Consider the following 23,637-nt stretch of genomic DNA (forward strand, 5'->3'; position numbering starts at 1 on the left):
GTCAGTGACGGATTTACTTCTTCTCGCCGCCGGGCACGGAGCCTTCAACGCCCTTGACGTAGAAGTTGACGCCGCTCAGGAACTTGTCGTCCGCCGCGGATCCGGCAGCCACCAGCTCCTTGCCGTCCTGGCCGACGATCGGGCCCTTCCAGATCACGAAGCTGCCGTCCTTCAGGCCCTTCTTGACTTCCTCGACCTTGGCCTTGGTCTCGGCCGGCACGTCTTCGGCGATCGACACCAGGTCGATCGCGCCTTCCTTCACGCCCCACCAGCTCTGGCCGGTGACCCACTTGCCGTCCAGCATGTCCTGCGTTGCCTTGATGTAGTACGGCGCCCAGTTGATGGTCGCCGAGGCCAGGTGGGCCTTCGGGCCGTAGGCGGTCATGTCCGAGTCCCAACCGAAGGCGCGCTTGCCCTTTTCCTGCGCGGTCTTGAGCACGGCCGGCGAGTCGGTGTTCTGGAACAGCACGTCGGCGCCGCCGTTGATCAGCGCGGTCGCCGCCTCGGTTTCCTTCGGCGGGCTGAACCATTCGTTGACCCACACCACCTTGGTCGTGACCTTCGGGTTCACCGATTGCGCGCCGAGCGTGAAGCTGTTGATGTTGCGCAGCACTTCGGGGATCGGCACCGAACCGACCACGCCCAGCGTGTTGCTCTTGGTCATCGAGCCGGCAATGATGCCGGCCATGTACGCGCCTTCGTAGGTGCGGCTGTCGTAGGTGCGCATGTTCTCGGCGGTCTTGTAGCCGGTGGCATGCTCGAACTTGACGTCCTTGTTGTCGGCCGCGACCTTGAGCATGGGCTCCATGTAGCCGAAGGTGGTGCCGAAGATCAGCTTGTTGCCCTGGCTCACCATGTCGCGGAACACGCGCTCGGCGTCGGCGCCCTCGGGCACGCTTTCGACGAAGGTGGTCTTGATCTTGTCGCCGAATTCCTTCTCGATGGCCTTGCGGCCGTTGTCGTGCGCGAAGGTCCAGCCGCCGTCGCCGACTGGGCCGACATAGGCAAAGGCGATGTTCAACGGCGCTGCGGAGGCGGGTGCCGCGGCAGCCGGCGCCGGGGCCGGGGCGGCGGGTGCGGGTGCCGGCGCTTCTTCCTTCTTGCCGCAGCCGATGAGTGCGGCCGAAGCCACCGCCGTCAGGGCTGCCAGCTTGAGCAGGGAACGCTTGTTCAGATCATTCATTTGTTTGAAATCCTCAAAGGACAGGTTGGCGGAGAAACAAAACGAAACGCGATTATGAGCCGGGGTAGAACGGTTTTCCTATGGAGGCCGGCATGTTGACGCGGATGAAGGCCGGGTTGCGCGAGATCAGCGCCAGCACCACGATCGGCGCGATGTACTGCAGCATGCTGAGGAACTGGCTGGGCACGTTGACCCCGGTGCTCTGCAGGTGAAACCCCAGCATCGAGACGCCGCCGAACAGGTAGGCACCGAGCAGCACGCGGATCGGCCGCCAGGTGGCAAAGGTGGTGAGCGCAAGCGCGATCCAGCCGCGACCGGCGACCATGCCCTCGACCCACAGCGGCGTGTAGACGGTCGACAGGTAGGCCCCTGCCAAACCGCACAGCGCACCGCCCGCAATCACCGCCATGAAGCGGATGCGCCGCACCGGGTAGCCCAGCGCGTGCGAGGACTCCGGCGATTCGCCCACCGAGCGCAGCACCAGCCCGGCGCGCGTGCGGTAGAGGAACCAGATCAGCCCGATCGTGAGCAGCACCGCGAAATACACCATCGGGTGGTGCCTGAACAGCGCCGGCCCGACGAGCGGGATGTCGCCGAGCACCGGCAGCGCATACGACACGCTCTGGGGCAGCTTGGCCTGCACGAAGTTGATGCCCAGGAAGGCCGAGAAGCCGACGCCGAAAAGGCTGAGCGCCAGCCCGGTCGCGTACTGGTTGGTGTTGAGCCAGATGACCAGCACGCCGAAGAAGGCCGACAGCAGCGCACCCGCCGCCATGCCGGCAAGGAATCCGAGCCAGTTGTTGTGCGTGGTCACGACCGTGGCGAAGCCGGCGATGGCGGCGCAGAGCATGATGCCCTCGGCACCGAGGTTCACGATGCCGGCCTTCTCGTTGATCAGAAGGCCCAGCGCCGCGATGGCGAGCACCGTGCCGGCGCTGAGGGTCGACCCTAGGAGGAGTGCGTAGCTTTCCATCATGCGGCTCCTTCGGTGGGACGGGCAACGGGTGCGGTGAGAGGTGTGCTGGCTTGCAGCGACGAGGTGCCCGGCATCGCCGCGACAGCCTTGGGCGCCGACTTGCGCCGGATGCGATAGGCGATCAGCGTGTCACACGCCAGCAGCGTGAACAACAGCAGCCCCTGGAACACACCCGTCAGCGACTTCGGCAGCCCGAGCCGCGACTGCGCAAGCTCGCCGCCGATGTAGAACATGCTCATCAGGAGCGCCGAGAAGATCATCCCCACCGGATGCAGCCGCCCGACGAAGGCCACGATGATCGCAGCGAAGCCGTAGCCGGCCGGCACGTAAGGGTTGAGCTGGCCGATCGGGCCCGCCACTTCGAGTGCCCCGGCAAGGCCCGCCGCCCCACCCGAGGTCAGCAGCGCGATCCACACCGCGCGCCGTGCCGAGAAGCCCGCGTAGCGCGCGGCGGCCGGCGCCAACCCGCCGACCTGCTGCGCGAAGCCCGCGCGCGTGCGGAAGAGAAACACCCACAGCGCCGCCGAACCGATCAGCGCGATCAGCAGGCCGATGCTCACCCGCGAGCCCTTCATCAACCGTGGGATCTGCGTCACCGCCTCGAAAGTCTTGGTCTGCGGAAAGTTGTAGCCCTGCGGGTCTTTCCATGGCCCGTAGACCATGTAGCCCAGCAGCAACGTCGCGACGTACACCAGCATCAGGCTCACGAGGATCTCGTTCGCGTTGAACTTGTCGCGCAGGAAAGCGACGATGCCGGCCCACACCATGCCGCCGGCGATGCCCGCGACCAGGATCGCCGCGACGATCCACGATCCCGTGGTCTTGTCGGCCAGCAGCGCAACGCCGCCGGCGGCGATCGCGCCAAAAACGAACTGGCCCTCGGCACCGATGTTCCACACATTCGAGCGAAAGCACACCGCAAGTCCGAGCGCGATGATCAGCAGCGGCGTCGCCTTGACCATCAGTTCGCCCAGCGCGTAGCCGCTCTTGATCGGCTCCCAGAAAAACACCAGGAGCCCCTTGACGGGGTCCTTGCCCAGCAGCGCGAAGAGCACCATGCCGATCACCACCGTGACCAGTAACGCCAGGATCGGTGAGCCGTAGCTCCAGAAGCGCGAGAGCTGCGGGCGGGGTTCGAGCTTAAGCATGTGCCACCTCCGCGGACGCCGTGGCGGCGTGATGCGATCTGTCCCACAAACCGCTCATCCACTCGCCGATCTGCGGCACGGTGGCTGCGGCGCGGTCGATCGAAGGCGAGAGCCGGCCCTTGGCGATCACGTGCAGCCGGTCGCTGATCTCGAAGAGTTCGTCGAGTTCCTCACTCACCACGAGCACCGCACAACCGGCGTCGCGCAGCGCAAGAATCTCCCCGCGGATGAGCGCCGCAGCGCCCACATCCACGCCCCAGGTCGGCTGGGAGACGATGAAGATCTTCGGATTCGCGTCGATCTCGCGACCGACGATGAACTTCTGCAGGTTGCCGCCCGACAGCGAGCGTGCCGCCGCGTTGGGCCCACCGGCCTTGACGTTGAAGCGCTGGATGATGTCGCTCGCATGCTGCTGCAGCGCGCGGGTGCGAATCCAGCCGCCCTTGCCGACCGCGTTACCGCGGGTCAGCAGCAGGTTGTGCGCCAGACCGAGCGTCGGTACCGCGCCGCGGCCCAATCTTTCTTCCGGCACGAAATGCAGCCCCAGCGCACGCCGCCGGCGCGGTCTGAAATGCGCGGCCGGCTGGCCGAAGACCTGGATCATCGGCGCCTCGGCGCGCGTGTCTTCGCCTGAGAGCGCGTAGAGCAGTTCCTTCTGGCCGTTACCCGACACGCCGGCAATGCCCACCACCTCGCCGGCGCGCACGTCGAGCGAGATGCCGTCGAGATCGACGCCGAACTGGTCCTCGCGCGCCAGCGTCAGGCCTTTGACCTGCAGCGCTACCGCGCCCGCGTGGATCGGCCGGTGCGTAAGCGGCGGCGGCTCGGCGCCGATCATCAGGCGCGACAGCGATTCGTTGGATTCGTTCTGCGGGTTGCACACCCCTGTCACCTTGCCGCCGCGCAGCACCGTGCAGGCCGTGCACAGTTCGCGGATCTCGTGCAGCTTGTGGCTGATGTAGAGGATGCTGCACCCTTCGGAGGCCAGCTTCTTGAGCACGACGAAGAGCCTTTGCACCGCCTGCGGCGTCAGCACCGAGGTCGGCTCGTCGAGGATCAGCAGCTTGGGATCGGTCAGCAGCGCGCGGATGATCTCGACGCGCTGCATCTCGCCGACCGACAGGGTGTGGACCGGCCGCGAGGGATCCATATCCAGTCCGTACTCGCCTGCCTTGGCCTCCACCCGGCGCGCCACCTCGGCCAACGCCAGGCTCTTGTCGAGCCCGAGCCAGACGTTCTCGGCCACGGTCAGGGTGTCGAAGAGGCTGAAGTGCTGGAACACCATGCTGATGCCCAGCGCCCTCGCCTCCTGCGGATTGCGCACGTTGACCGGCTGGCCGTTGAACATCACGCTGCCTTCATCCGGCTTCACAGAGCCGTAGATGATCTTCATCAGCGTGGATTTGCCGGCGCCGTTTTCGCCGAGAACCGCGTGGGTTTCACCGGGCGCCACCGTCAGCGAAACATCGCTGTTGGCGACCACCGCGGGATAGCGCTTGGTGATGTGCGCGAGCTGTAATCTGTGGATTGTCATGCCTATGCCTGGCCTGTGGGTTGTCGTTCGAGCCCTGAATCGCCCCCCGGGGCGATCGCCTTATTGTCGTCAGTGTCCGCCGATGTAAATGAACTTGAAAAGGAACACGCCGCCGATCAGCCACACCATCCAGTGCACCTGTTTGGCCTGGCCGGTGAACAGCTTGAGCACCGCATAGGTGATGAAGCCAAAGGCCAGGCCGTTGGCGATGGAATAAGTGAAAGGCATCGTCAGTGCCGTCACGGCAGCCGGGATGACCTCGGTCGTCTCGTCCCAATCGAGTTCGGTCAGTTCCCTAAGCATCAAACAGGCCACGAAGAACAGAGCGGGTGCGGTGGCATAGGCCGGCACCGCGCCAGCCAGCGGCGAAATGACCAGCGCCGCGAGGAACAGAACCGCCACCGTGAGCGCCGTGAGGCCCGTGCGGCCGCCGGCCTGCACGCCCGCAGCGCTCTCGACATAGGCGGTCGTGCTGGAGGTGCCCAGCAGCGAGCCCGCGAAGATCGCGCCGCTGTCGGCCAGCAGCGCCTTGTTGAGCCGATCCATCTTGCCCGGGACCAGCAGGCCGGCACGCCGGGCCACGCCCATCAGCGTGCCGGTGGCGTCGAACAGCTCGACCAGGAAGAAGACCAGGATCACGTTCAGGATGCCACCCGAAAGCGCCGACTTGATGTCCAACTGCAGGAAGGTTGGCGCGATCGACGGCGGCGCCGCGAAGATGCCGTGGAAGGTGTTGCCGCCGAAGAAGAAGGACAGCACGGTGACCGCGATGATGCCGATCAGGATCGCGCCGGGCACCTTGAGCCGGTCGAGCACCACGATCAGGAAGAAGCCCAGCGTCGCCAGGACGACCTGCGGCGTGTGCAGGTCGCCGAGCGTGATGTAGGTCGCCTTCGACGGCGCCACGATGCCAGCGCTCTTGAGCGCGATGATCGCAAGGAAGAGACCGATTCCGACCGTGATCGCGATGCGGATCGATTGCGGGATGCCGCGGATGATCAGCTCCCGCAGCTTGAACACCGTGACCAGCAGGAAGAGGCAGCCCGAGACGAACACCGCTCCCAGCGCTGCCTGCCACGTGAAGCCCATCTGCAGCACGACCACGTAGGCAAAGTAGGCGTTGAGCCCCATGCCCGGCGCCAAGGCGATCGGGTAGTTGGCGTAGAGCGCCATGATGCCCGTGCCCAAAGCGGCGATCAGGCAGGTGGCGACGAACACCGCGTCCTTCGGCATGCCCGCGTCGCCGAGGATCGACGGATTGACGAAGATGATGTAGGCCATCGTCAGGAAGGTGGTGAGGCCCGCCACCAGTTCGGTGCGAATCGTGGTGTTGTGCTCCCTGAGCTTGAACACCCGTTCCAGCAAGCCTGTCGAGGTGGGCTGCGCTGGGGCTCCGTGCTCCTTGATGTCGAGCACTTGTTCTGTCCGGTTCATCGTCTTGTCTCCGAGTCTTTATGGATCGATGGCGTTGTCTGTCCTTGCTCGCGACGCCGGCGCGAGATCTATCTATTCGGGGCCGCCCGCCACCGCCTGGGGCCGCAGCGATGCCGCCACGGCCTTCGCCCGCTCGCGCAGCCAGCGCGCCGAGCTCGACGAATGCGTGCGCTCATGCCAGAGCTGGTAGTACATGAGGCGCGGCAGCGGCACCGGGCATTCGAGGATCGCGACCGGCAGCCGGTCGAGGAAGCGCTCGCAATACTGGCGGCCGGTGGTCAACACCAGCAGGCTGGACGCCACCATGTCGGGGATGAGACCGAAGTGCGCGCAGCGTGCCGTGATGTTGCGCTGGCGGCCCATCTCGTCGAGCATCTGGTCGATGATCCCGCGCGCGCCGGGATGGGTCGGCGTCGGTGCGATGTGCTCGGCCGCGAGCCAGCTCTCCAGGTCCCAGCCGCGCCGCACGGCCGGATGGTCCTTGTTGACCAGCGAGACGATCTCGTCGCCGAACAGGCGCGCCATGTGCAGGTCTTCCGGCGGCTTCAGCCAGTTGCCGATGACGACGTCGACCTGCCCGAGCGAGAGGTGCGCGTGATAGTCCGAATCGGAGGTCAGCGGATGGATCTCGATGTGGCACAACGGCGCCTGGCTCTTGATCTGCGCCACCAGCTGCGGCAGGAAGATCGGGTCCATGTAGTCGCTCGCCGCGATGCGGAAGGTGGTGGCCGCCGTCTGCGGATCGAAGCCGCGTGCATCGCTGAACAGCACCTCGGCCGAACGCAGGATCGCCGCCGCGGGTTCGATCATCCGCAGGCCCGCATCGGTCGGCACCATGCCCGACCCGGAGCGCACCAGCAACGGGTCGCCCGACAGTTCGCGCAGCCGCTTGAGGGCTGCGGAGACGGCGGGCTGGTACATCCCCAATCGGATGGCGGCACGCGAGACGCTGCGGTCGGTGAGCACGGTGTGTAGAACCCGGATGAGATGAAGATCGATCTTGTCGAGAAGCGCTTGGTCTCTCATAGCTGCCCACGGTGGTCTGGAATGTGCGGGCAGTTATACAGCGCTGCATTCACATGGAGGTGCCCTCAGGCGGCGGTGTTCTGGACCGCGGTGATCGCGCGGAGAATCGACTCGCTCGTGGCAGGCGCGCGCAACGGTGGATCGACCTTGTGATCCCCCACTGCCGACACCGCGTCGCGGATCGCGAAGAAGACCGAGAACGGCAGCAGGAGCGGCGGCTCGCCGACGGCCTTGCTGCGGTGGATCGAGTCCTCGAAGTTCTGGCCTTCGAACAGCCGCACGTTGAACACCGGCGGGCAGTCGTTGGCCGTCGGGATCTTGTAGGTACTCGGCGCGTGCGTGGTCAGCAGGCCCGTCTTGGGATGCCACACCAATTCCTCGGTCGTAAGCCAGCCCATGCCCTGGATGAAGGCGCCCTCGACCTGGCCGATGTCGACCGCCGGATTCAGCGACTTGCCGGCGTCGTGCAGGATGTCGGCACGCAGCAGCTTCCATTCGCCGGTGAGCGTGTCGACGATCACCTCGCTCACTGCCGCGCCGTACGCGTAATAGAAGAACGGGCGGCCGAACATCTTGTCCTTGTCCCAGCTCAGGCCGGGGGTGGCGTAGAAGCCGTCGGACCAGAGCTGCACGCGATCGAGGTAGGCCTCGCCCACCACGCTGCTGAAGGAGAGCGTGCGGCCGTTGACCTCGACCTTGTCGTTGGCGAAGCGCACCGCCGACGCATCCCCGCCATGGCGGCTGGCGGCGCAGGCGGCGAGCCGCTCGCGGATCTGCCGCGCGGCGTCCTGCGCGGCCTTGCCGTTCAGGTCGGCGCCAGTCGATGCGGCGGTGGCCGAGGTGTTGGCGACCTTCTGCGTATCGGTGGCCGTGACCTTCACGCTGTCGAAGCTCACCCCCAACTCGTGCGCAACCACTTGCGCCACCTTGGTGTTGAGGCCCTGCCCCATCTCGGTGCCACCGTGGTTCACGAGGATCGAACCGTCCGTATAGACATGGACCAGCGCGCCGGCCTGATTGAAGTGCTTCACGTTGAACGAGATGCCGAACTTCAGCGGCGCCAGCGCGATGCCGCGCTTGAGCACCGGGCTTTTCGCATTGAACGCGGCGATCTCTTCGCGCCGCGTGCGGTAGTCGCTGCTCGCTTCGAGGTCGGCCACCAGTTCGTGAATGATGTTGTCGCTCACGATCTGCCCGTACGGCGTGACGTTGTTTTCGCCCTTGCCGTAGAAATTGACGCGCCGCACATCCAACGGATCGCGCCCGAGCTCGCGCGCCACGCTGTCGAGGATGTTCTCGATCGCGATCGCACCCTGCGGACCGCCGAAGCCCCGGAAGGCGGTGTTGCTCTGCGTGTTGGTCTTGCCCGAAAAACCGTGCATGGCCACGTCGGGCAGCCAGTAGGCGTTGTCGAAGTGGCACAGCGCACGCGTCATCACCGGGCCCGACAGATCGGCGGAATGACCGGCACGCGAAACCATCGTGATCTCGGCGCCGAGGATGCGGCCTTCGTCGTCGTAGCCGACTTCGTATTCGTACCAGAAGCAATGGCGACGGCCGGTGATCATGAAGTCGTCGTCGCGGTCCAGCCGCAGCTTGACGGGGCGCTTGAGCTTGTTCGCGGCGACCGATGCCACGCAGGCGAAGAGCGCCGATTGCGATTCCTTGCCGCCGAAGCCACCGCCCATGCGACGGCATTCGACGTGCACCTCGTTCGCGTGCAGATGCAGCGCGTGCGCCACCAGGTGCTGCATCTCGCTCGGGTGCTGCGTCGAGCAGTACACGTGCATCGTGCCGCCCTCTTTCGGGATGGCGTAGCTGATCTGGCCTTCGAGATAGAACTGCTCCTGACCGCCGACATCGAGCTCGGCCTTGAGCCGGTGCGGCGCCTTCACGATCGCGGCCTGCGCGCCGCCTTCGTTCGTGGCGCGCACGAGGTGCATCGGCGGCACGACGTACTGCTCCTTGGCGTGCGCGTCCTGCGGCGTGAGCACGGGCGGCGCGGCCTCGATGTCGAGCGCGTCCTTGGCGCGGGCTGCGGCACGACGAGCGGCGTCGCGCGTCTCGGCGATGACTGCAAAGACCGGCTGGCCCATGTAGCGGATGTCGCCGCTGCACAGGATGGGGTCGTCATGGATGATCGATCCGCAATCGTTGCTGCCCGGAATGTCGGCTGCCGTGATCACGGCAACCACGCCCGGCATGGCGCGGATGGCGTCGAGCTTCATGTCCTTGAGCCGGCCATTGGCCACGGGTGACAGGCCCAGCGCGCAATGCAGCGTGCCGGCGAGTTCGGGAATGTCGTCGATGTAGGTCGCTTCACCCGCGACGTGCAACTGGGCCGACTCGTGCGGCCTGCTGATGCCGACGCGCGCGCCGTCGCCGTGTGCCTTCGCTTCAGCGCGTTCGTCGATGCGCGCGGCCGCGTTGGTCAGGTAGTCGGCAAAGGCCTCGGCCGACTTGAACAGGCTGGGATCGAGGGGTTTGTTCATCTCATGCTCCTTCGACGCTCGTTTCGTGGGGCATCACGCTCCAGACGCTGGTGGCCTCCACCGGCAACGGATCGTTCGTGCGTGTTTCCAGCCACAGGCGCTGCAGCAGGTTCTGCGCCACCTGCAGGCGGTAGTCCGCACTCGCGCGCATGTCGGTCAGCGGCTTGAAATCCTGCGCGAGCGCCAGCTTGGCGGCGTTCACGCTGGCCTGCGTCCAGGGCTTGCCGAGCAGCGCAGCCTCGGCCTGCGCGGCGCGCTTCACGGTTGCAGCCATGCCGCCGAAGGCGAGGCGCACTTCCTTGACGACGTCCCCGTCCAGTTCGACAGCGAAGCCGCCACACAGCGCGGAAATGTCGCAGTCGAAGCGCTTGCTGATCTTGTAGGCCCGCACCTGGCGCTGGAGCGCTGCGAGCGGAACCGAAAGTCCCTGGACGAACTCGCCAGGCTCCAGCCGGTTCTTCATGTAGTCGACATAGAAATCCGGCAGCGGCATGCGGCGCACCTTCTCGCCTCGGCGCAATTCGATCTCGGCATCGAGCGCCATCAGCACCGGCGGCGAATCGCCGATGGGCGAACCGTTCGCGACGTTGCCGCCCATCGTCCCGGCGTTGCGAATGGGTGGCGATGCGAAGCGAAGCCATACGTCCGTGAGGCTCGGCACCCGCTGGGTCAGCGCGCGGAAGGCGATCTCCAGCGAGGCCCCGGCGCCGATATAGAGGGCGTCGCCGCGCTCCTCGACCGTCTTCATCTCGGCCACGTCACCGACGAAGATGATGTCGCCGAGATCGCGGAACTGCTTGTTGACCCAGAGGCCCACGTCGGTCGAGCCGGCGAGGAGCTGCGCCGTCGGCTTGGCTTCGCGCAGCGCGGCGAGTTCGGCCAGGGTGGTCGGGGCATGGAAGCGGTCCAGGCGCTGGCCCAGAGGGGCGGCGTATTCGAAGGTCTGGTCGTGCCGCAGGCTGGAAAGCGCATCCACCACGGGCTGCGTTTCGAGACGCACGTCGGGCAGGTCGAACATGCGCTGGCCGGCGTCGAGGATCGGCCGGTACCCGGTGCAGCGGCACAGGTTGCCCGAGAGATCGTCGGCCAGCTGCTGGCGCGTCGGCCGCGTGCCGTCGGCCTGGTGGTGTTCGTAGGTGGACCAGAGCGACATCACGAAGCCCGGCGTGCAGAAGCCGCACTGCGAGCCGTGGCAGTCGACCATCGCCTGCTGCACCGGATGCAGGCGCTGCACCGGGTGCTTGTCGTGCTGCTGCGGGTCGTGGCCGTGGCTGCATTGCGCCTTGAGATCCTCGACCGTGAACAGCGCCTTGCCGTGCAGCGTCGGCAGGAACTGGATGCAGGCGTTGACCGTCGACAGGCGCAGGCCGCCGATGGCGCCCTTCTCGTCGTTGTCGGCCAGCTCGCCGATCACCACGGTGCACGCACCGCAATCGCCCTCGTTGCATCCCTCCTTGGTGCCGGTGCAGCGGGCGTCCTCGCGCAGCCAGTCGAGCACCGAACGCGTCGGATGCACGCCGCTGACATCGACGATCCGGCCGCGGTGGAAGAAGCGGATGGGTTGGGTGCTCGGGGTCATGCTCATGCTCGTGGGGGCTTGGTTATCGCGATCAAAAATCGGGCCAACTGGAAGTTAGTGCTTTGGCGCGCCGAATGCATACGGTCGCGGCCATAGCGCCTATGTGGGGGTTGGTATGTGACGCTCGGGAAAACCCTTGGGCCGAGTTCCATTGTGTTCCCGCGAGAGCTCCGGGAACAGTGCTGCGCGCCGCCGACGCGGGGGATCGCTTCGCGGCGCTAGATGAACAGGTCCCGGATTACCTGCCGCAGCCACCGGTTCGCCGGATCGGCCTCGAAGCGCTTGCTCCAGTGCAGCGACACGGTGAAATCCCTGAGCGGAAACGCCGGCTCGACGATCGCGTAGCCGCCCTCCTCCGCGAAGCCGCGCGCGATGTTGCGCGGCATCACGACCGCCAGGTCGGTCGCGCGGACGATGGCCGGAAGCACCATGAAATGCTCGGTCGTCAGGCGCACGCGGTCTTCGAGATTCAGCAATTGAAGAATGCGCAGCGTCTCCGCATGCGTGCGCACCGCGACGTACTCCAGCTTCTGCAGCGATGCCAGCAGCGCTTGGCCGTTGCGCCGCGAACGCGCGAAGGGATGGCCCTTGCGCAGCAACACGATGTAGCGATCCTTCAGCAGCGTCACGCGCTGCGTATCCCCTACCTTGGGCAGGAAGCCGAAAGCGAAGTCGACCCGGCCGCCGTCGAGCGCGGGGGCGATCTCGGTGGGTTGCAGCGGCAATGTCTCCAGCCGCACGCCGGGCGCCAGTTCGCCGAGCCGGGCCATCAGCGACGGCAGGAAGCGGCCCTCGCCGATGTCGCTCATGTGGATGCGGAAGGTCTTGCGCGAGTCGCCCGGCTCAAAGCGGTCGGGCTCATTCAAGGCGACTTCCAGCGTGCCCAATGCCGACTGCACCGCCACCGCCAGCCGGTCGGCACGCGGCGTCGGCGATACGCCGCCCGGCGCGCGGATGAAAAGCGCGTCCTTCAGCAAAAGCCGCAGCCGGCCCAGGCCATGGCTGGCCGCGGGCTGCGTGAGCCCGAGCGACTCGGCCGCCCGGCTCACGTTTCGGGCGCGGTAGACGGCGTCGAACAGGCGCAGGAGGTTCAGGTCGATGGCATCAATATGCATAGCATTCATGTTGCTTAGCTCGATTATTCTATTGAAGCCGATTCGCCGCGACCGCAAACTCGCAAGCGGCATCCAGCCGACTTACAACGAGAAGGAGACACGACATGGCCACCATCCGTCCGTATGCGGCAATTGCCGCACTGCTCTGCGCGACCACCGCCGCATGGGCCCAACAGCCACCGGCCGATGAACCCGGCTGGGCCAAGGGCCGACCAAAAACCGAAGCCGCCAACCGCCTGGCGCCGGTGCCGGCCTTTCCGATACCGACCGCAGTCGACCAACTGCCGACGAAGAAGTTCAAGCTGCCGCCGGGCTTCAAGGTCGAGACCTGGGCGTCGGGCGTGCTCGACGCGCGCGAACTGCGCCAGGGCGCCAAGGGCAATGTGTTCGTGAGCACGCTGTTCGTCGGCAACAAGGTCTACGCGATCCCCGAGAAGGGCCCGCATGAGCCCAAGACCATCATCGACAAGATGGAGATGGCCACAGGCATCGAGTACTACAAAGGTTCGCTCTATGTCGCGACCAACACAAAAATCATGCGGTACGACAACGCCGAGGACAAGCTCGACAACTTGGGCACGCCGGTGGTGTTGTTCGACAAGCTGCCTGGCGGCCAGGACCACAGCTGGCGCTACCTGCGCGTTCACGACGACAAGCTCTACTACGCGGTCGGTGCGCCCTGCAACCTCTGCAACCCCGATGAACGGCACGCGCGCATCTTCCGCATGAACCTCGACGGCAGCAACATCGAGACGGTCGCGCAAGGGGTGCGCAACACGGTGGGCTTCGACTTCGACCCGAAGACAGGCAACCTCTGGTTCACCGACAACGGCCGCGACTGGTTCAGCGAGGACCTGCCGAACGACGAGCTCAACCAGATCACAGCGAAGGACCAGCATTTCGGTTATCCGTTCTGCCACCAGGGCAACATCCTCGACAGCGAATTCGGCTGGGGCAAGAGCTGCAACGACTACGCCAAGCCCGCCGCGCTACTCGGCCCACATGCCGGCGCACTGGGCCTGACCTTCTATCGCGGAAAGATGTTCCCGCCCAAGTACCAGGGCGCGATGTTCATCGCTCGCCATGGCCCCTGGAACCGCTCGGTGAAGTACGCCGACGTCGCGGTCGCCTGGCCCGACGGCAAGGGCGGCGCCAAGGTCGAGCCGTTCATGACCGGATTCGTCGAGAACAACACCTACCTCGGCCGGCCTGTCGACTTCCTCGTGCTCAAGGACGGATCGATGCTGGTGAGCGACGATCATGCCGGTGCGATCTACCGCATCAGCTACGGCGGCAAATGAGGCGAGAGGCACGACTCGCGATTTCGTTAGGGGCGGCGGCGTGCCTGAGCCTCGCGGCGCTGCCCGCCAGCGCGCAGCAGGGCAAGGGCACTGGCAGTCCCGCCAGCGCCAGCTATGCACAGCGATTCGCGTCGCTGTGCGCGGCGTGCCATGGCGCCAATGGGCGCAGCGACATGCCGGGAACGCCGGCCCTGGCCGGACAGCATTCCTTCTACGCCATCACGCAGCTCTTTTTGTTTCGTGAAGGCCGTCGCGCCAACGAAGCGATGACTGCAGTGGCGAAGACCATGACCGACCAGGACCTGCGCGGCTTCTCCGATTACATCGGCACCTTGCCGCCGGTACCGGCCCCTGCGCCTGCCACGCCGCCCGACGCGGCGCGCATGGCGCGCGGACAGGCCCTGGCACAGGAGCACCGGTGCGTGATGTGCCACGGTGCCGACCTGAGCGGCGGGCAGCAGGTGGCGCGCATCGGGCAGCAGCGCGAGGACTACCTGCAGATGACGCTGCGTGAGTTCAAGTCGGGCAAGCGACCGGGCTACACGCAGGCGATGGGCGAAGCAGTGAGCCGTATCCCACCCGAGGACCTGGACACCATCGCCTACTACGTGGCGCACTTTCCCAGCGCACCAGCCAAACCAGCCGGCAAATAGGAGCGGATCGAGGAAAGCGGCGTCGGCACGGTCACGACGCCAGCTCCGCGCACCCGAACCCACGACAACACAGGCCAACGGAGTCAAGACGCTTGGAAGTTTCATTCAGCAAGGAAATCGAGGCACTGCGCCTCGGTGCGGGCGACACCTTTCACGGCGAGGGCATCCTCGCCATCACCAAGGGGCTGCTGCAATCGGGCGTGGCCTACGTCGGCGGCTACCAGGGCGCGCCGGTGTCGCACCTGCTCGACGTGATGGTGCAGGCCAAGCCATACATGGACGAACTCGGCGTGCATGTGGAAGCCTGCTCCAACGAGGCCTCGGCGGCGGCGATGCTCGGCGCGTCGATCCACTATCCGCTGCGCGGCGCCGTGACATGGAAGTCGATCGTCGGCACCAATGTCGCGGCCGATGCGCTGTCCAATCTTTCATCGCCGGGCGTCAAGGGCGGTGTACTGATCGTGGTCGGCGAGGACTACGGCGAGGGCGCCTCCGTCATCCAGGAGCGCACGCATGCCTACGCGCTCAAGTCCAGCATGTGCCTGCTCGATCCGCGGCCCGACCTGGGCATGATGGTGAACATGGTGGAGCACGGCTTTCGCCTCTCCGAACACTCGAACATGCCCTGCATGATGGAGTTGCGCATCCGCACCTGCCACGTGCGCGGCAGCTTCGAATGCAAGGACAACGTGCCGCCACCGGTCTCCACCCGCGCGCTGATGGAAGAGCCGGCCGGCTTCGACTACATGCGCCTCGCACATCCGCCCGTGACCTTCCGCCACGAGAAGCTCAAGGGGGAGGAGCGGCTGCCCGCCGCGCGGCGCTACATCGCCGAACACCGGCTCAACGAGTTGGTCCCCGGCACGCATGCCGACCTCGGCATCGTGGTTCAAGGTGGCCTCTACAACGCGCTGATCCGCAGCCTCCAGCAGGTCGGCCTGGCGGATGCCTTCGGCGCGACGGACATCCCCTTGCTGGTGCTCAACGTCGCCTATCCGCTGGTGCCCGAGCAGGTCGCCGACTTCTGCGTGGGCAAGCGCGCGGTCCTGGTGGTCGAGGAAGGCCAGCCCGAATACATCGAGCAGGAGATCGCCACCCTTCTGCGCCGCCGCGACGTCCAGACGCCGCTGCACGGCTGCGACATGCTGCCGGCAGCGGGCGAGTACGGCGTCGAGGTGCTCGCGACGGGCCTGAGCCAATTCGCCGCCCGCTACTTGCCCCAACACGCGCAAGACTCGGCAAAGGGCTGGCTCATGGGCAACCGCGATCGCCGCGCCGCCGTCGCGACGAAGCTCCAGGCGCCGCTGCCCAACCGCCCGCCGAGCTTTTGCATCGGCTGCCCCGAGCGCCCTGTGTTCGCGGCGCTCAAGCTCGCGCAGCAGGACAGCGGGCCGGTGCACATCGCGGCCGACATCGGCTGCCATGCCTTCGGCACCTTCGAGCCTTTCTCGATGGGCCATTCGATCCTCGGCTACGGCATGAGCCTCGCGAGCCGCGCGGGCGTGTCGCCGATGATGCAGCGCCGGGCACTGTCGATCATGGGCGATGGCGGCTTCTGGCACAACGGACTACTGACCGGCGTACAGAGCGCGCTCTTCAATGACGACGACGCTGTGCTGCTGATCTTCAAGAACGGCTACACCTCGGCCACCGGCACGCAGGACATCATCTCCACGCCTGACGACGAGGTGAAGGAGCGCGCGGTCGACAAGCAGCAGAGCCTGGTCGACAAGAACCAGACCATCGAGTCGACGCTGAAGGGTCTCGGTGTGCAGTGGCTGCGCACGGTGTACACCTACGACGTCGACAGGATGCGCAAGACGCTCAACGACGCCTTCACCAGCGATTTCAACGGGCTGAAGGTGATCATTGCCGAGGGCGAATGCCAGCTCGAGCGCCAGCGCCGCATCAAGCCGTGGATCGCCAGCCTGCTTCAGCGCGGCGAGCGCGTGGTGCGCGTGAAGTACGGCGTCGACGAAGATGTGTGCAATGGCGACCATGCCTGCATCCGCCTGTCGGGCTGCCCCACGCTCACGATCAAGGACAATCCGGACCCGCTGAAAGTCGACCCCGTGGCGGTGGTCATCGACGGCTGCGTGGGCTGCGGACTGTGCGGCGCGAATGCGCATGCGGCCACCCTGTGCCCGAGCTTCTATCGCGCGGAGGTGGTGCAGAACCCCAAGTGGCACGAACGGCTTCTGCACAGCCTGCGCGGTGCGGTGGTCCGTGCACTTCAACCGGCTTGACGCGATGAACCGCACGCAACCCGTCACCTTGCTGGTCTGCGCCCTCGGCGGCGAAGGCGGCGGCGTGTTGACCGAATGGCTGGTCGACACAGCGCGCCATGCCGGCTATGCGGCGCAGAGCACCTCGATCCCCGGCGTCGCGCAGCGCACGGGCGCCACCACCTACTACGTCGAAGTGTTCCCGGTGCCGCTGGCCGAACTGAGCGGACGCAAGCCGGTCTTCAGCCTGAGCCCGGTGCCGGGTACGCTGGACGCCATCATCTCGTCGGAGCTGCTGGAGACCACACGCCAGATCAGCAACGGCATGAGCGCGCCGGAACGAACCCTCGTCATCACCTCGTCCAGTCGGACGCTCACCACGGCAGAGCGCATGCAGCCCGGCGACGGCCGCGCCGACGCGCAGCGGCTGCTGGATGTCGTCAAGGCCTTCAGCCGCGAGCATCACGTGTTCGACATGGGCACCGCGGCGCGCGAAGCCGGCACGGTGGTCAGCGCCGTGATGCTCGGCGCCATCGCCGGCAGCGGGCTTTTTCCGTTTCCGCGCGAAGCGTACGAGCGCATGGTGCGCGGCGGCGACACCGGCGCGCCCGAAAAGCCCGGCAAGGCGGCCGAGGCGAGCCTGCGTGGCTTCGCGAAGGCTTTCGACACCGTCAACACACCGCGACAGCAGGCTGCGCTCGTCACGAGCCTGCTGGCGACGACAGCGAACGATGTGCCCTCCCCGCAAGCGTTGTCACCGGCGGTGGCATGCCTCTTTCCACCGTCGGTGCATGACATGCTCGCGCTCGGCCATGCGCGCGTGCTCGACTACCAGGACGCCGACTACGCCATGCTGTACGTCGAACGGCTGCAGAAGGTGCTGGCTGCCGAACGTGCCGTCGATCCTGCGGGCGCCGAAGGCTTCGCGATCACTCGCGAGATGGCGCGCTGGCTCGCGCTGTGGATGGCTTTCGACGACATCGTGCGCGTCGCCGAGCTGAAGAGCCGTGCCAGCCGTGCGCAGCGCGTACGCAACGAAGTGAAGGCGGCCGACGGCGACATCGTCAAGGTCTATGACCACTTCAAGCCCGGCGCACCCGAGTTCGCGGCACTGCTCCCGGCATCGCTCGCCCATCGCGTGACCGCCTGGGACCGTCGCCGCAAGACTCCGTGGGCGCTGCCACTCAAGGTAGGCAGTCATTCGGTGCTGGGCATGGCCTCGCTGCGCGTGCTGGCCTCACTGCGCTGGCTGCGCAAGCGCGGGAATCGCTTCGCCGAGGAACAGGCGCTGATCGGCCGCTGGCTCGATGCCGTGGTCAGCGGCACGCGCGAGGATTGGCGCCTCGGCCACGAGCTTGCGTCGTGCGGCCGGCTCATCAAGGGCTACGGCAGCACCAACGAGCGCGGCAAGCACAACCTGCTGCACGTGATCGACCACCTCGCAGTCGCACCGCTACCGGACGCATCGCCTTCCACAAGAGCGACCGCGATTGCCGCCGCGCGCGAGGCCGCACTCGCCGACGATGCCGGCACCGCGCTGGATGCCGCGCTGGTGCGCCATGGCGCACCGCCCCGCCCCGTGAAGGCGCAGCCGATCCGCTGGATGAAGCGCCAGCAGGACTCGACAAGGCGTGCACGCTGACTCAAGGTAAACGCCGATTTACGGCGCACCCGACTCTTATAAAAAATAATCGATTGCGCACTGCACAAAGACGAAGACAAAGCGCATCGACGGATCATCGATTCCATCCCACTCGCAAGGAGACAAACCCATGTCGACAACCCGCTTCACGACCTCGGCCGCCATGCGCGCCGTGCTGGCCCTTTCGGCAGTGCTGGCCCTGACCGCCGCGCCGGTGCAGGCCCAGGACAAGCCCGTCAATCTCAAGATGTCGAGTTGGGTGCCGGCGCAGCATCCGCTGAATCCGTCGCTGCAGGCATGGGCCGATGACATCAAGAAGGCATCCAACGGAACGATCACCGCAACGCTGTTCCCTTCGGAACAGCTCGGCAAGGCCTTCGACCACTACGACATGGCGCGCGACGGCATTGCCGACTTCGCCTACATCAACCCTGGCTACCAGCCGGGCCGCTTCCCAATCATGGCGGGCGCCTCGCTGCCCTTCCTGTTCTCCAACGGCAAGGACGGTTCCGCCGCGATCGACGAGTGGTACCGCCAGTACGCCACCAAGGAAATGAAGGACGTGAAGTTCTGCTTCGCCTTCGTGCACGACCCCGGCACCTTCCACGCGCGCAAGAAGATCACGCTGCCCACCGACATCAAGGGAATGAAGATCCGCCCCGCGACCAGCACCATCGGCCAGATGGTCACCTCGCTCGGCGGCACCAACGTACAGGCCTCGGCGCCCGAATCGCGCGACATGCTGGAGCGCGGCGTGGCCGATGCCATCACCTTCCCGTGGGGCTCCATCGGCCTGTTCGGCATCGACAAGGTGGTGAGCTTCCACATGGACGTGCCGCTCTATGTCACGCCCTTCGTCTGGGCCATGAACCAGAGCAAGTACGACAGCATGTCGCCCGCGCAGAAGAAAGTCATCGACGACCACTGCACGAGCGAATGGGCGCAGAAGGTCGCCACGCCATGGGCCGACTTCGAATTCGCCGGCCGCGCCAAGATCGGGTCGCAGCCGGGCCATGAGATCTACAAGCTCACGCCGGACCAGCTCGACGCCTGGCGCAAGGCCACCGCGCCCGGTGAAGCGCAATGGGCGGAAGGCGTGAAGAAGGTCGGGCAGGATCCCAAGGCGGTGATGGATTCGCTGAAGGCCAGCCTGGCCAAGAACAAATCGGCGCTGTGATCTGTAGGTTGCCCGTCGATCGTGCGATGGAGTTGCAATGACGAAGCGTGCTGAAAACGTCATGGACAAGATGATCAACACGATCGAATGGCTGGCGGCCATGTTCGTGGGGATCGTCGCGTTGAACATCTTCATCGCCGTCGTGTTGCGCAAGTTCTTCGACACCTCGATTCCGGACTCCTACGACTTCGGTCGCATGCTGCTCGGCATCCTGATCTTCTGGGGCATCGCCGCGACCAGCTACCGGGGCGGCCACATCACGGTCGACCTGGTCTGGACCGCGGCCGGCCCGCGCATGAAGCGCTGGATCGACGTGTTCGCCACGCTCGTGCTGCTGTTCGTCGTCGCGGTGCAGACCGCCACGCTGTTCGACAAGGTGCGCGCGACCTACGTCGACCACGTGCTGACCTACGACATGAACATCCCGACCTGGCCCTTCTACGCAGTGGCGTGGCTCGGCGATGTGTCGGCCGTTGTGCTGATCGCCATTCGCACCTATCGATTGATCTTCCACCCCGAGTTGCTCCATGACGAGAAGCCTGAAATGAAAGCGGACGAATGAGCACCGATGCAATTGCAGTTCTCGGCTTTGTCGTCCTGTTTGCGTTGATGCTGCTGCGCGTCCCGGTCGGGATGGCGATGGGATTGGTAGGTGTGACGGGCTACGCATGGATCGTCGGCCCCGGCCCCGCGCTCAAGCTGGTCGGCCAGACCTCCATGCGCACGGTGACCGACTACACCTTCGGCGTGATCCCGATGTTCATGCTGATGGGCGCGCTGGTCTCCGTCTCCGGCGTGAGCCGTGAACTCTTCAAGGCGGCCAACTCGATGATCGGTCACCTGCGCGGCGGCCTGGGCGTTGCCACGGTGCTGGCCTGCGGTGGCTTCGCGGCCATCTGCGGCTCGTCGGTCGCGACGGCGGCGACCTTCTCCGCGGTGGCCTATCCGGAAATGCGGCGCTTCAACTATCCGCAGTCGTTCTCCACCGGCGTCATCGCGGCGGGCGGCACGCTGGGCGCGATCCTGCCGCCGTCAACGGTGCTGGCCGTCTACGCCATCCTCACGCAACAGGACATCGGCAAGCTCTTCATGGCGGGCATCGTCCCCGGCATCCTGGCGATGGCGATGTACGTGCTGACCATCGTGCTCATCGTCAAGGTCCGGCCCGATTGGCTGCCCGGCGGAGAGGTCAAGCCCTGGAAGGACCGCGTCGTCGACCTGAAGAACGTGTGGGCGCCGCTGGTGCTGTTCATCTTCGTGATCGGCGGTCTCTACGGCGGATTCTTCACGCCCACCGAGGCCGGCGGCGTGGGTGCGAGTGGTGCTTTCATCCTCGGTTTGCTGCGACGGAAGCTCGACGGCCCGAAGATCCGCGAGGCCCTGCTGTCGGCCACGCGCACGGCGGCGGCGGTGTTCACGGTGCTGATCGGCGCGCTCCTGTTCGGCTACTTCCTCACCATCACGCAGAGCCCACAGAAGCTCACCGAGTTCCTCACGAGCCTGGGCATCGGCCGTTACGGCGTGCTCGCGCTCATCATGCTGATGTACCTCGTGCTCGGCTGCCTGATGGATGCGATGGCCATGATCATCCTGACCGTGCCCATCATCTTCCCGGTGATCGTGCATCTCGGCTTCGACCCGATCTGGTTCGGCGTGATCATCGTGATGACGGTGGAGCTGGGCCTGATCCATCCCCCTGTGGGGATGAACGTCTTCGTTATCAAGAGCGTGGTGAAGGATGTGAGCTTCACGACCATCTTCAAGGGCGTGCTGCCATTCATCCTGACGGACATCATTCGTCTGGTGATCCTGATCGCGTTCCCCATCATTGCCTTGTGGCTCCCAACGAGAATGGGGTGATGAACATCGAAGTCATCCATACCGTTCGCGTCGAGTTCGGCGACTGCGACCCCGCCGGCATCGTCTGGTTTCCCAACTTCTTCCGCTGGATCGACGCGGCCTCGCGCCACTTCTTCGCGGAGCGCGGCGTGCCGCGCTGGGAAGAAACGGCCGAGACGCTCGGCGTGATCGGCACGCCGCTCGTCGACACGCACGCCCGCTTCGTCAAGAGTGCCAGTTATGGCGACACGCTGAGCATCGCCGTCACCATCCCGGAATGGCGCGACAAGAGCTTCGTACAGCGCTACCGCGTGACGCGCGGCGAGGATCTGATCCTCGAATGCGAGGAGGTGCGGATCTTCGCGGCCAAGCGCGAGGGCGGCGGCATCCGGGCGGTGCCGATTCCGCCGCAGGTCAGGCGACTGTGCGAGTAGTTGCTGACTTGATCAACGCCTAGACGAAGCACTTGAGTCCCGGTACGACCGCGACTATCCTGTTCCGGAGACAGTTCCGGCCCCACGCCACGGCGTGGCCGCAAAACGGGAAGAGGACGTCGCGCCATGATGGATTTCATGATCGCCTACTGCGGCCCTGCCGCGGTCCCGGAGGACTTCTGGTCGCGTTGGAATAGCGATCCGCTGCTGCTGGTCGCCCTCTCCGTTCTGGCATTCGCGGTGGCCAGCGGGCGTTCGTCCGATGCCCGCGCCGGCTGGGGCGCGATCGCGCTGATGGGGATCGTCTTCGTCTCGCCGCTTTGCGCGCTGTCGTCGGCGCTGTTCTCGGCGCGCGTGCTGCACCACATCATCCTGATCTCTGCCGTGGCGCCTCTGCTCGCGCGCGCTTTCCCGCAGCGTCGGGCGAACCGAGTGCCCCTGGCAACGCTGGTCGCGGCACATGCCGTCATTCTGTGGCTCTGGCATGCGCCCGGTGCTTACGCCTGGGGCCTGGCCAGCGTGCCGGCCTACTGGCTGATGCAGATCTCGCTGCTCGGCAGCGCCTGGCTGATGTGGCGGGCGATCCTGGCGCCCGCGGTGCATTCCGGTCCTGCCCTGGTGGCGCTCGCGGCGACGATCGGGCAGATGGGTCTTCTGGGCGCGGTGATCGTGTTCGCGTCCGTGCCGCTGTATGCGGTCCACATCGCGAGCACGGCGTCGTGGGGACTCACGCCGCTCACCGACCAGCAACTGGCCGGGCTGCTGATGTGGGTGCCCGCGATGCTGCCCTATCTTGGCGTGGGCCTGTGGATCGCGTGGTCCAGCCTTCGCCCCAGAGAGCCGGCGCTGTGACCACCTTCCTCAAGTTCGCCCACCTCGCCGCGATCGCGATCTGGTCGGGCGGCCTGCTCGCCCTGCCCTTCCTGTTCTGGCAGCGCAGGACGCTCACCGCGGGTCCGGATCTCGATCGACTGCATCGCATCACGCGTCTGGTTTTCGTGGAGCTCACTTCGCCCGCTGCCTTCATCGCGATCGGCACCGGGACGGCGCTGATCTTTCTGCAGGCCACCTTCGTGGAATGGTTCTCCGTGAAGATCGTGCTGGTCGGTGTCATGGCCATGCTGCACGTACTGGCCGGTCTCGTGCTGTTGCAGCTCTTCTCACCCACGGGCCGGTTCGGGCGGCTTTCCTATGTGGCACTGATGAGCGCCTACGTTGTGGTGATCGCGGGGATTCTCTGGGTGGTGCTGGCCAAGCCGCACTTCGACTCGAACGCGTTCGCCGCGCATCTCTTCGAGCCCGGTGCGCTCGGCCGATGGATGCATCAATCCTTCGGCGTGACCAAGATGCCGACGCCATGATCGAACACGAGCTTGCCTCCATGCCAGCCGGCAAAGCCCACCATCACCGAGGACAGGGCCGACAGGGCCAGACCGTGCGGCAGGACGGACACCGGGTCGACCAGTCGCAAGCCCCAGTTGGCCCCCGCGATTGCAACCAGCGTCATCGCCGCCACGGCATGGGACCAGCTCGCCTCCAGCATTCGGATGCCGCGCACGAGCAGCAGTTCGCCCGTGCCGACGATGCTGGCGGCCACGCCGGTCCAGAAAGCGGCGCCGGCCGACCAGAGGCCCGTCCGCAGCCAGAACGCATCGCCCGTCCACCAGTAGAAGACATCCACGCCCAGCGTCGCGACGACGAAGGCGACCGGGAAGTGCACCATCATCACGTGGATCGGGTGCCCGACGAGGGCCACCGCCGAGCCGATGTCGAGCCGGTTCAGTTCCAGGAGAACCTCGCTGGGAGGTGCGGTGCTGTCGCCTTTCGCCATGGTTCTCCTCCTTCGCGCCGGGTGCGGCGGATGTGGAATCATCGTAGT

Annotated in this window: 20 protein-coding genes; 10 read left to right on the forward strand and 10 right to left on the reverse strand. The window is 66.0% G+C overall.

Annotation, left to right across the window (positions count from 1 at the left end):
• Positions 1-13 precede the first annotated feature (13 nt).
• From QTI24_RS23405 to QTI24_RS23445, 9 genes are all read right to left on the reverse strand, one after another.
• Entirely contained in the window at positions 14-1,183 is a 1,170-nt protein-coding gene (locus QTI24_RS23405) for a BMP family ABC transporter substrate-binding protein (RefSeq protein WP_286603714.1), read from the reverse strand.
• A gap of 52 nt (positions 1,184-1,235) precedes the next feature.
• A complete protein-coding gene (locus tag QTI24_RS23410) occupies positions 1,236-2,156 on the reverse strand; it encodes an ABC transporter permease (RefSeq protein ID WP_286603715.1) in 921 nt (306 codons plus the stop codon).
• Positions 2,156-3,307 carry an ABC transporter permease gene (locus QTI24_RS23415; protein WP_286603716.1) on the reverse strand — a complete coding sequence of 384 codons (1,152 nt, stop codon included), beginning with the start codon at positions 3,305-3,307 and terminating at the stop codon, positions 2,156-2,158. The genes QTI24_RS23410 and QTI24_RS23415 overlap by 1 nt, the downstream gene beginning before the upstream one ends.
• On the reverse strand, positions 3,300-4,841 hold the full coding sequence (locus QTI24_RS23420) for an ABC transporter ATP-binding protein (protein WP_286603717.1): 1,542 nt from the start codon (positions 4,839-4,841) through the stop codon (positions 3,300-3,302). Before QTI24_RS23420 ends, QTI24_RS23415 begins: the two co-directional genes overlap by 8 nt.
• Positions 4,842-4,910: 69 nt before the next feature.
• The gene (locus tag QTI24_RS23425) at positions 4,911-6,275 is read right to left on the reverse strand and encodes an NCS2 family permease (RefSeq protein WP_286603718.1); all 1,365 of its coding nucleotides are present in this window, start codon (positions 6,273-6,275) and stop codon (positions 4,911-4,913) included.
• 72 nt (positions 6,276-6,347) lie between these two features.
• Positions 6,348-7,301 carry a LysR family transcriptional regulator gene (locus QTI24_RS23430; protein ID WP_286603719.1) on the reverse strand — a complete coding sequence of 318 codons (954 nt, stop codon included), beginning with the start codon at positions 7,299-7,301 and terminating at the stop codon, positions 6,348-6,350.
• Positions 7,302-7,366: 65 nt separating this feature from the next.
• The gene (gene xdhB / locus QTI24_RS23435; RefSeq protein WP_286603720.1) at positions 7,367-9,793 is read right to left on the reverse strand and encodes a xanthine dehydrogenase molybdopterin binding subunit; all 2,427 of its coding nucleotides are present in this window, start codon (positions 9,791-9,793) and stop codon (positions 7,367-7,369) included.
• Position 9,794: 1 nt separating this feature from the next.
• Positions 9,795-11,378 (reverse strand): xanthine dehydrogenase small subunit, encoded by a 1,584-nt coding sequence (xdhA, locus tag QTI24_RS23440; RefSeq protein WP_286603721.1) that lies wholly within the window; start codon positions 11,376-11,378, stop codon positions 9,795-9,797.
• 212 nt (positions 11,379-11,590) lie between these two features.
• The gene (locus QTI24_RS23445) at positions 11,591-12,496 is read right to left on the reverse strand and encodes a LysR family transcriptional regulator (RefSeq protein WP_286603722.1); all 906 of its coding nucleotides are present in this window, start codon (positions 12,494-12,496) and stop codon (positions 11,591-11,593) included.
• Between the two features lie 95 nt (positions 12,497-12,591).
• On the opposite strand from QTI24_RS23445, the gene QTI24_RS23450 reads away from it, so the two are divergent.
• The 10 genes from QTI24_RS23450 (at position 12,592) to QTI24_RS23495 (ending at position 23,119) form a co-directional block, all read left to right on the forward strand.
• The gene (locus tag QTI24_RS23450; RefSeq protein WP_286603723.1) at positions 12,592-13,788 is read left to right on the forward strand and encodes a PQQ-dependent sugar dehydrogenase; all 1,197 of its coding nucleotides are present in this window, start codon (positions 12,592-12,594) and stop codon (positions 13,786-13,788) included.
• Positions 13,785-14,441 (forward strand): c-type cytochrome, encoded by a 657-nt coding sequence (locus QTI24_RS23455; protein ID WP_286603724.1) that lies wholly within the window; start codon positions 13,785-13,787, stop codon positions 14,439-14,441. Before QTI24_RS23450 ends, QTI24_RS23455 begins: the two co-directional genes overlap by 4 nt.
• A 92-nt stretch (positions 14,442-14,533) precedes the next feature.
• Positions 14,534-16,687 (forward strand): thiamine pyrophosphate-dependent enzyme, encoded by a 2,154-nt coding sequence (locus tag QTI24_RS23460; protein WP_286603725.1) that lies wholly within the window; start codon positions 14,534-14,536, stop codon positions 16,685-16,687.
• Between the two features lie 4 nt (positions 16,688-16,691).
• On the forward strand, positions 16,692-18,308 hold the full coding sequence (locus tag QTI24_RS23465; protein WP_286603726.1) for an indolepyruvate oxidoreductase subunit beta family protein: 1,617 nt from the start codon (positions 16,692-16,694) through the stop codon (positions 18,306-18,308).
• Positions 18,309-18,438: 130 nt separating this feature from the next.
• Positions 18,439-19,485 carry a TRAP transporter substrate-binding protein gene (locus QTI24_RS23470; protein WP_286603727.1) on the forward strand — a complete coding sequence of 349 codons (1,047 nt, stop codon included), beginning with the start codon at positions 18,439-18,441 and terminating at the stop codon, positions 19,483-19,485.
• A 37-nt stretch (positions 19,486-19,522) separates the two neighbouring features.
• Positions 19,523-20,047 carry a TRAP transporter small permease gene (locus QTI24_RS23475; RefSeq protein ID WP_286603728.1) on the forward strand — a complete coding sequence of 175 codons (525 nt, stop codon included), beginning with the start codon at positions 19,523-19,525 and terminating at the stop codon, positions 20,045-20,047.
• Positions 20,044-21,345, forward strand: a complete 1,302-nt coding sequence (locus tag QTI24_RS23480; RefSeq protein ID WP_286603729.1) for a TRAP transporter large permease — start codon at positions 20,044-20,046, stop codon at positions 21,343-21,345. The genes QTI24_RS23475 and QTI24_RS23480 overlap by 4 nt, the downstream gene beginning before the upstream one ends.
• Positions 21,345-21,758 (forward strand): acyl-CoA thioesterase, encoded by a 414-nt coding sequence (locus QTI24_RS23485; protein WP_286603730.1) that lies wholly within the window; start codon positions 21,345-21,347, stop codon positions 21,756-21,758. The genes QTI24_RS23480 and QTI24_RS23485 overlap by 1 nt, the downstream gene beginning before the upstream one ends.
• Before the next feature lie 126 nt (positions 21,759-21,884).
• Entirely contained in the window at positions 21,885-22,610 is a 726-nt protein-coding gene (locus tag QTI24_RS23490; RefSeq protein ID WP_286603731.1) for a cytochrome c oxidase assembly protein, read from the forward strand.
• Positions 22,607-23,119 (forward strand): HemJ family protein, encoded by a 513-nt coding sequence (locus QTI24_RS23495; protein ID WP_286603733.1) that lies wholly within the window; start codon positions 22,607-22,609, stop codon positions 23,117-23,119. The genes QTI24_RS23490 and QTI24_RS23495 overlap by 4 nt, the downstream gene beginning before the upstream one ends.
• Here QTI24_RS23495 and QTI24_RS23500 read toward each other — a convergent pair.
• On the reverse strand, positions 23,083-23,589 hold the full coding sequence (locus QTI24_RS23500) for a DUF2231 domain-containing protein (protein WP_286603735.1): 507 nt from the start codon (positions 23,587-23,589) through the stop codon (positions 23,083-23,085). The genes QTI24_RS23495 and QTI24_RS23500 overlap by 37 nt on opposite strands.
• Positions 23,590-23,637: the final 48 nt, after the last annotated feature.

It is taken from the genome of Variovorax sp. J22P240 (assembly GCF_030316855.1).
Taxonomy (GTDB): Bacteria; Pseudomonadota; Gammaproteobacteria; order Burkholderiales; family Burkholderiaceae_C; genus Variovorax.

Excerpts from the sequence above, each read along its gene's own strand:
- QTI24_RS23405 (WP_286603714.1), bottom strand. The coding sequence starts at position 1,183 with ATGAATGATCTGAACAAGCGTTCCCTGCTCAAGCTGGCAGCCCTGACG.
- QTI24_RS23410 (WP_286603715.1), bottom strand. The coding sequence starts at position 2,156 with ATGGAAAGCTACGCACTCCTCCTAGGGTCGACCCTCAGCGCCGGCACG.
- QTI24_RS23415 (WP_286603716.1), bottom strand. The coding sequence starts at position 3,307 with ATGCTTAAGCTCGAACCCCGCCCGCAGCTCTCGCGCTTCTGGAGCTAC.
- QTI24_RS23420 (WP_286603717.1), bottom strand. The coding sequence starts at position 4,841 with ATGACAATCCACAGATTACAGCTCGCGCACATCACCAAGCGCTATCCC.
- QTI24_RS23425 (WP_286603718.1), bottom strand. The coding sequence starts at position 6,275 with ATGAACCGGACAGAACAAGTGCTCGACATCAAGGAGCACGGAGCCCCA.
- QTI24_RS23430 (WP_286603719.1), bottom strand. The coding sequence starts at position 7,301 with ATGAGAGACCAAGCGCTTCTCGACAAGATCGATCTTCATCTCATCCGG.
- xdhB (WP_286603720.1), bottom strand. The coding sequence starts at position 9,793 with ATGAACAAACCCCTCGATCCCAGCCTGTTCAAGTCGGCCGAGGCCTTT.
- xdhA (WP_286603721.1), bottom strand. The coding sequence starts at position 11,378 with ATGAGCATGACCCCGAGCACCCAACCCATCCGCTTCTTCCACCGCGGC.
- QTI24_RS23445 (WP_286603722.1), bottom strand. The coding sequence starts at position 12,496 with ATGAATGCTATGCATATTGATGCCATCGACCTGAACCTCCTGCGCCTG.
- QTI24_RS23450 (WP_286603723.1), top strand. The coding sequence starts at position 12,592 with ATGGCCACCATCCGTCCGTATGCGGCAATTGCCGCACTGCTCTGCGCG.
- QTI24_RS23455 (WP_286603724.1), top strand. The coding sequence starts at position 13,785 with ATGAGGCGAGAGGCACGACTCGCGATTTCGTTAGGGGCGGCGGCGTGC.
- QTI24_RS23465 (WP_286603726.1), top strand. The coding sequence starts at position 16,692 with ATGAACCGCACGCAACCCGTCACCTTGCTGGTCTGCGCCCTCGGCGGC.
- QTI24_RS23470 (WP_286603727.1), top strand. The coding sequence starts at position 18,439 with ATGTCGACAACCCGCTTCACGACCTCGGCCGCCATGCGCGCCGTGCTG.
- QTI24_RS23475 (WP_286603728.1), top strand. The coding sequence starts at position 19,523 with ATGACGAAGCGTGCTGAAAACGTCATGGACAAGATGATCAACACGATC.
- QTI24_RS23480 (WP_286603729.1), top strand. The coding sequence starts at position 20,044 with ATGAGCACCGATGCAATTGCAGTTCTCGGCTTTGTCGTCCTGTTTGCG.
- QTI24_RS23485 (WP_286603730.1), top strand. The coding sequence starts at position 21,345 with ATGAACATCGAAGTCATCCATACCGTTCGCGTCGAGTTCGGCGACTGC.
- QTI24_RS23490 (WP_286603731.1), top strand. The coding sequence starts at position 21,885 with ATGATGGATTTCATGATCGCCTACTGCGGCCCTGCCGCGGTCCCGGAG.
- QTI24_RS23500 (WP_286603735.1), bottom strand. The coding sequence starts at position 23,589 with ATGGCGAAAGGCGACAGCACCGCACCTCCCAGCGAGGTTCTCCTGGAA.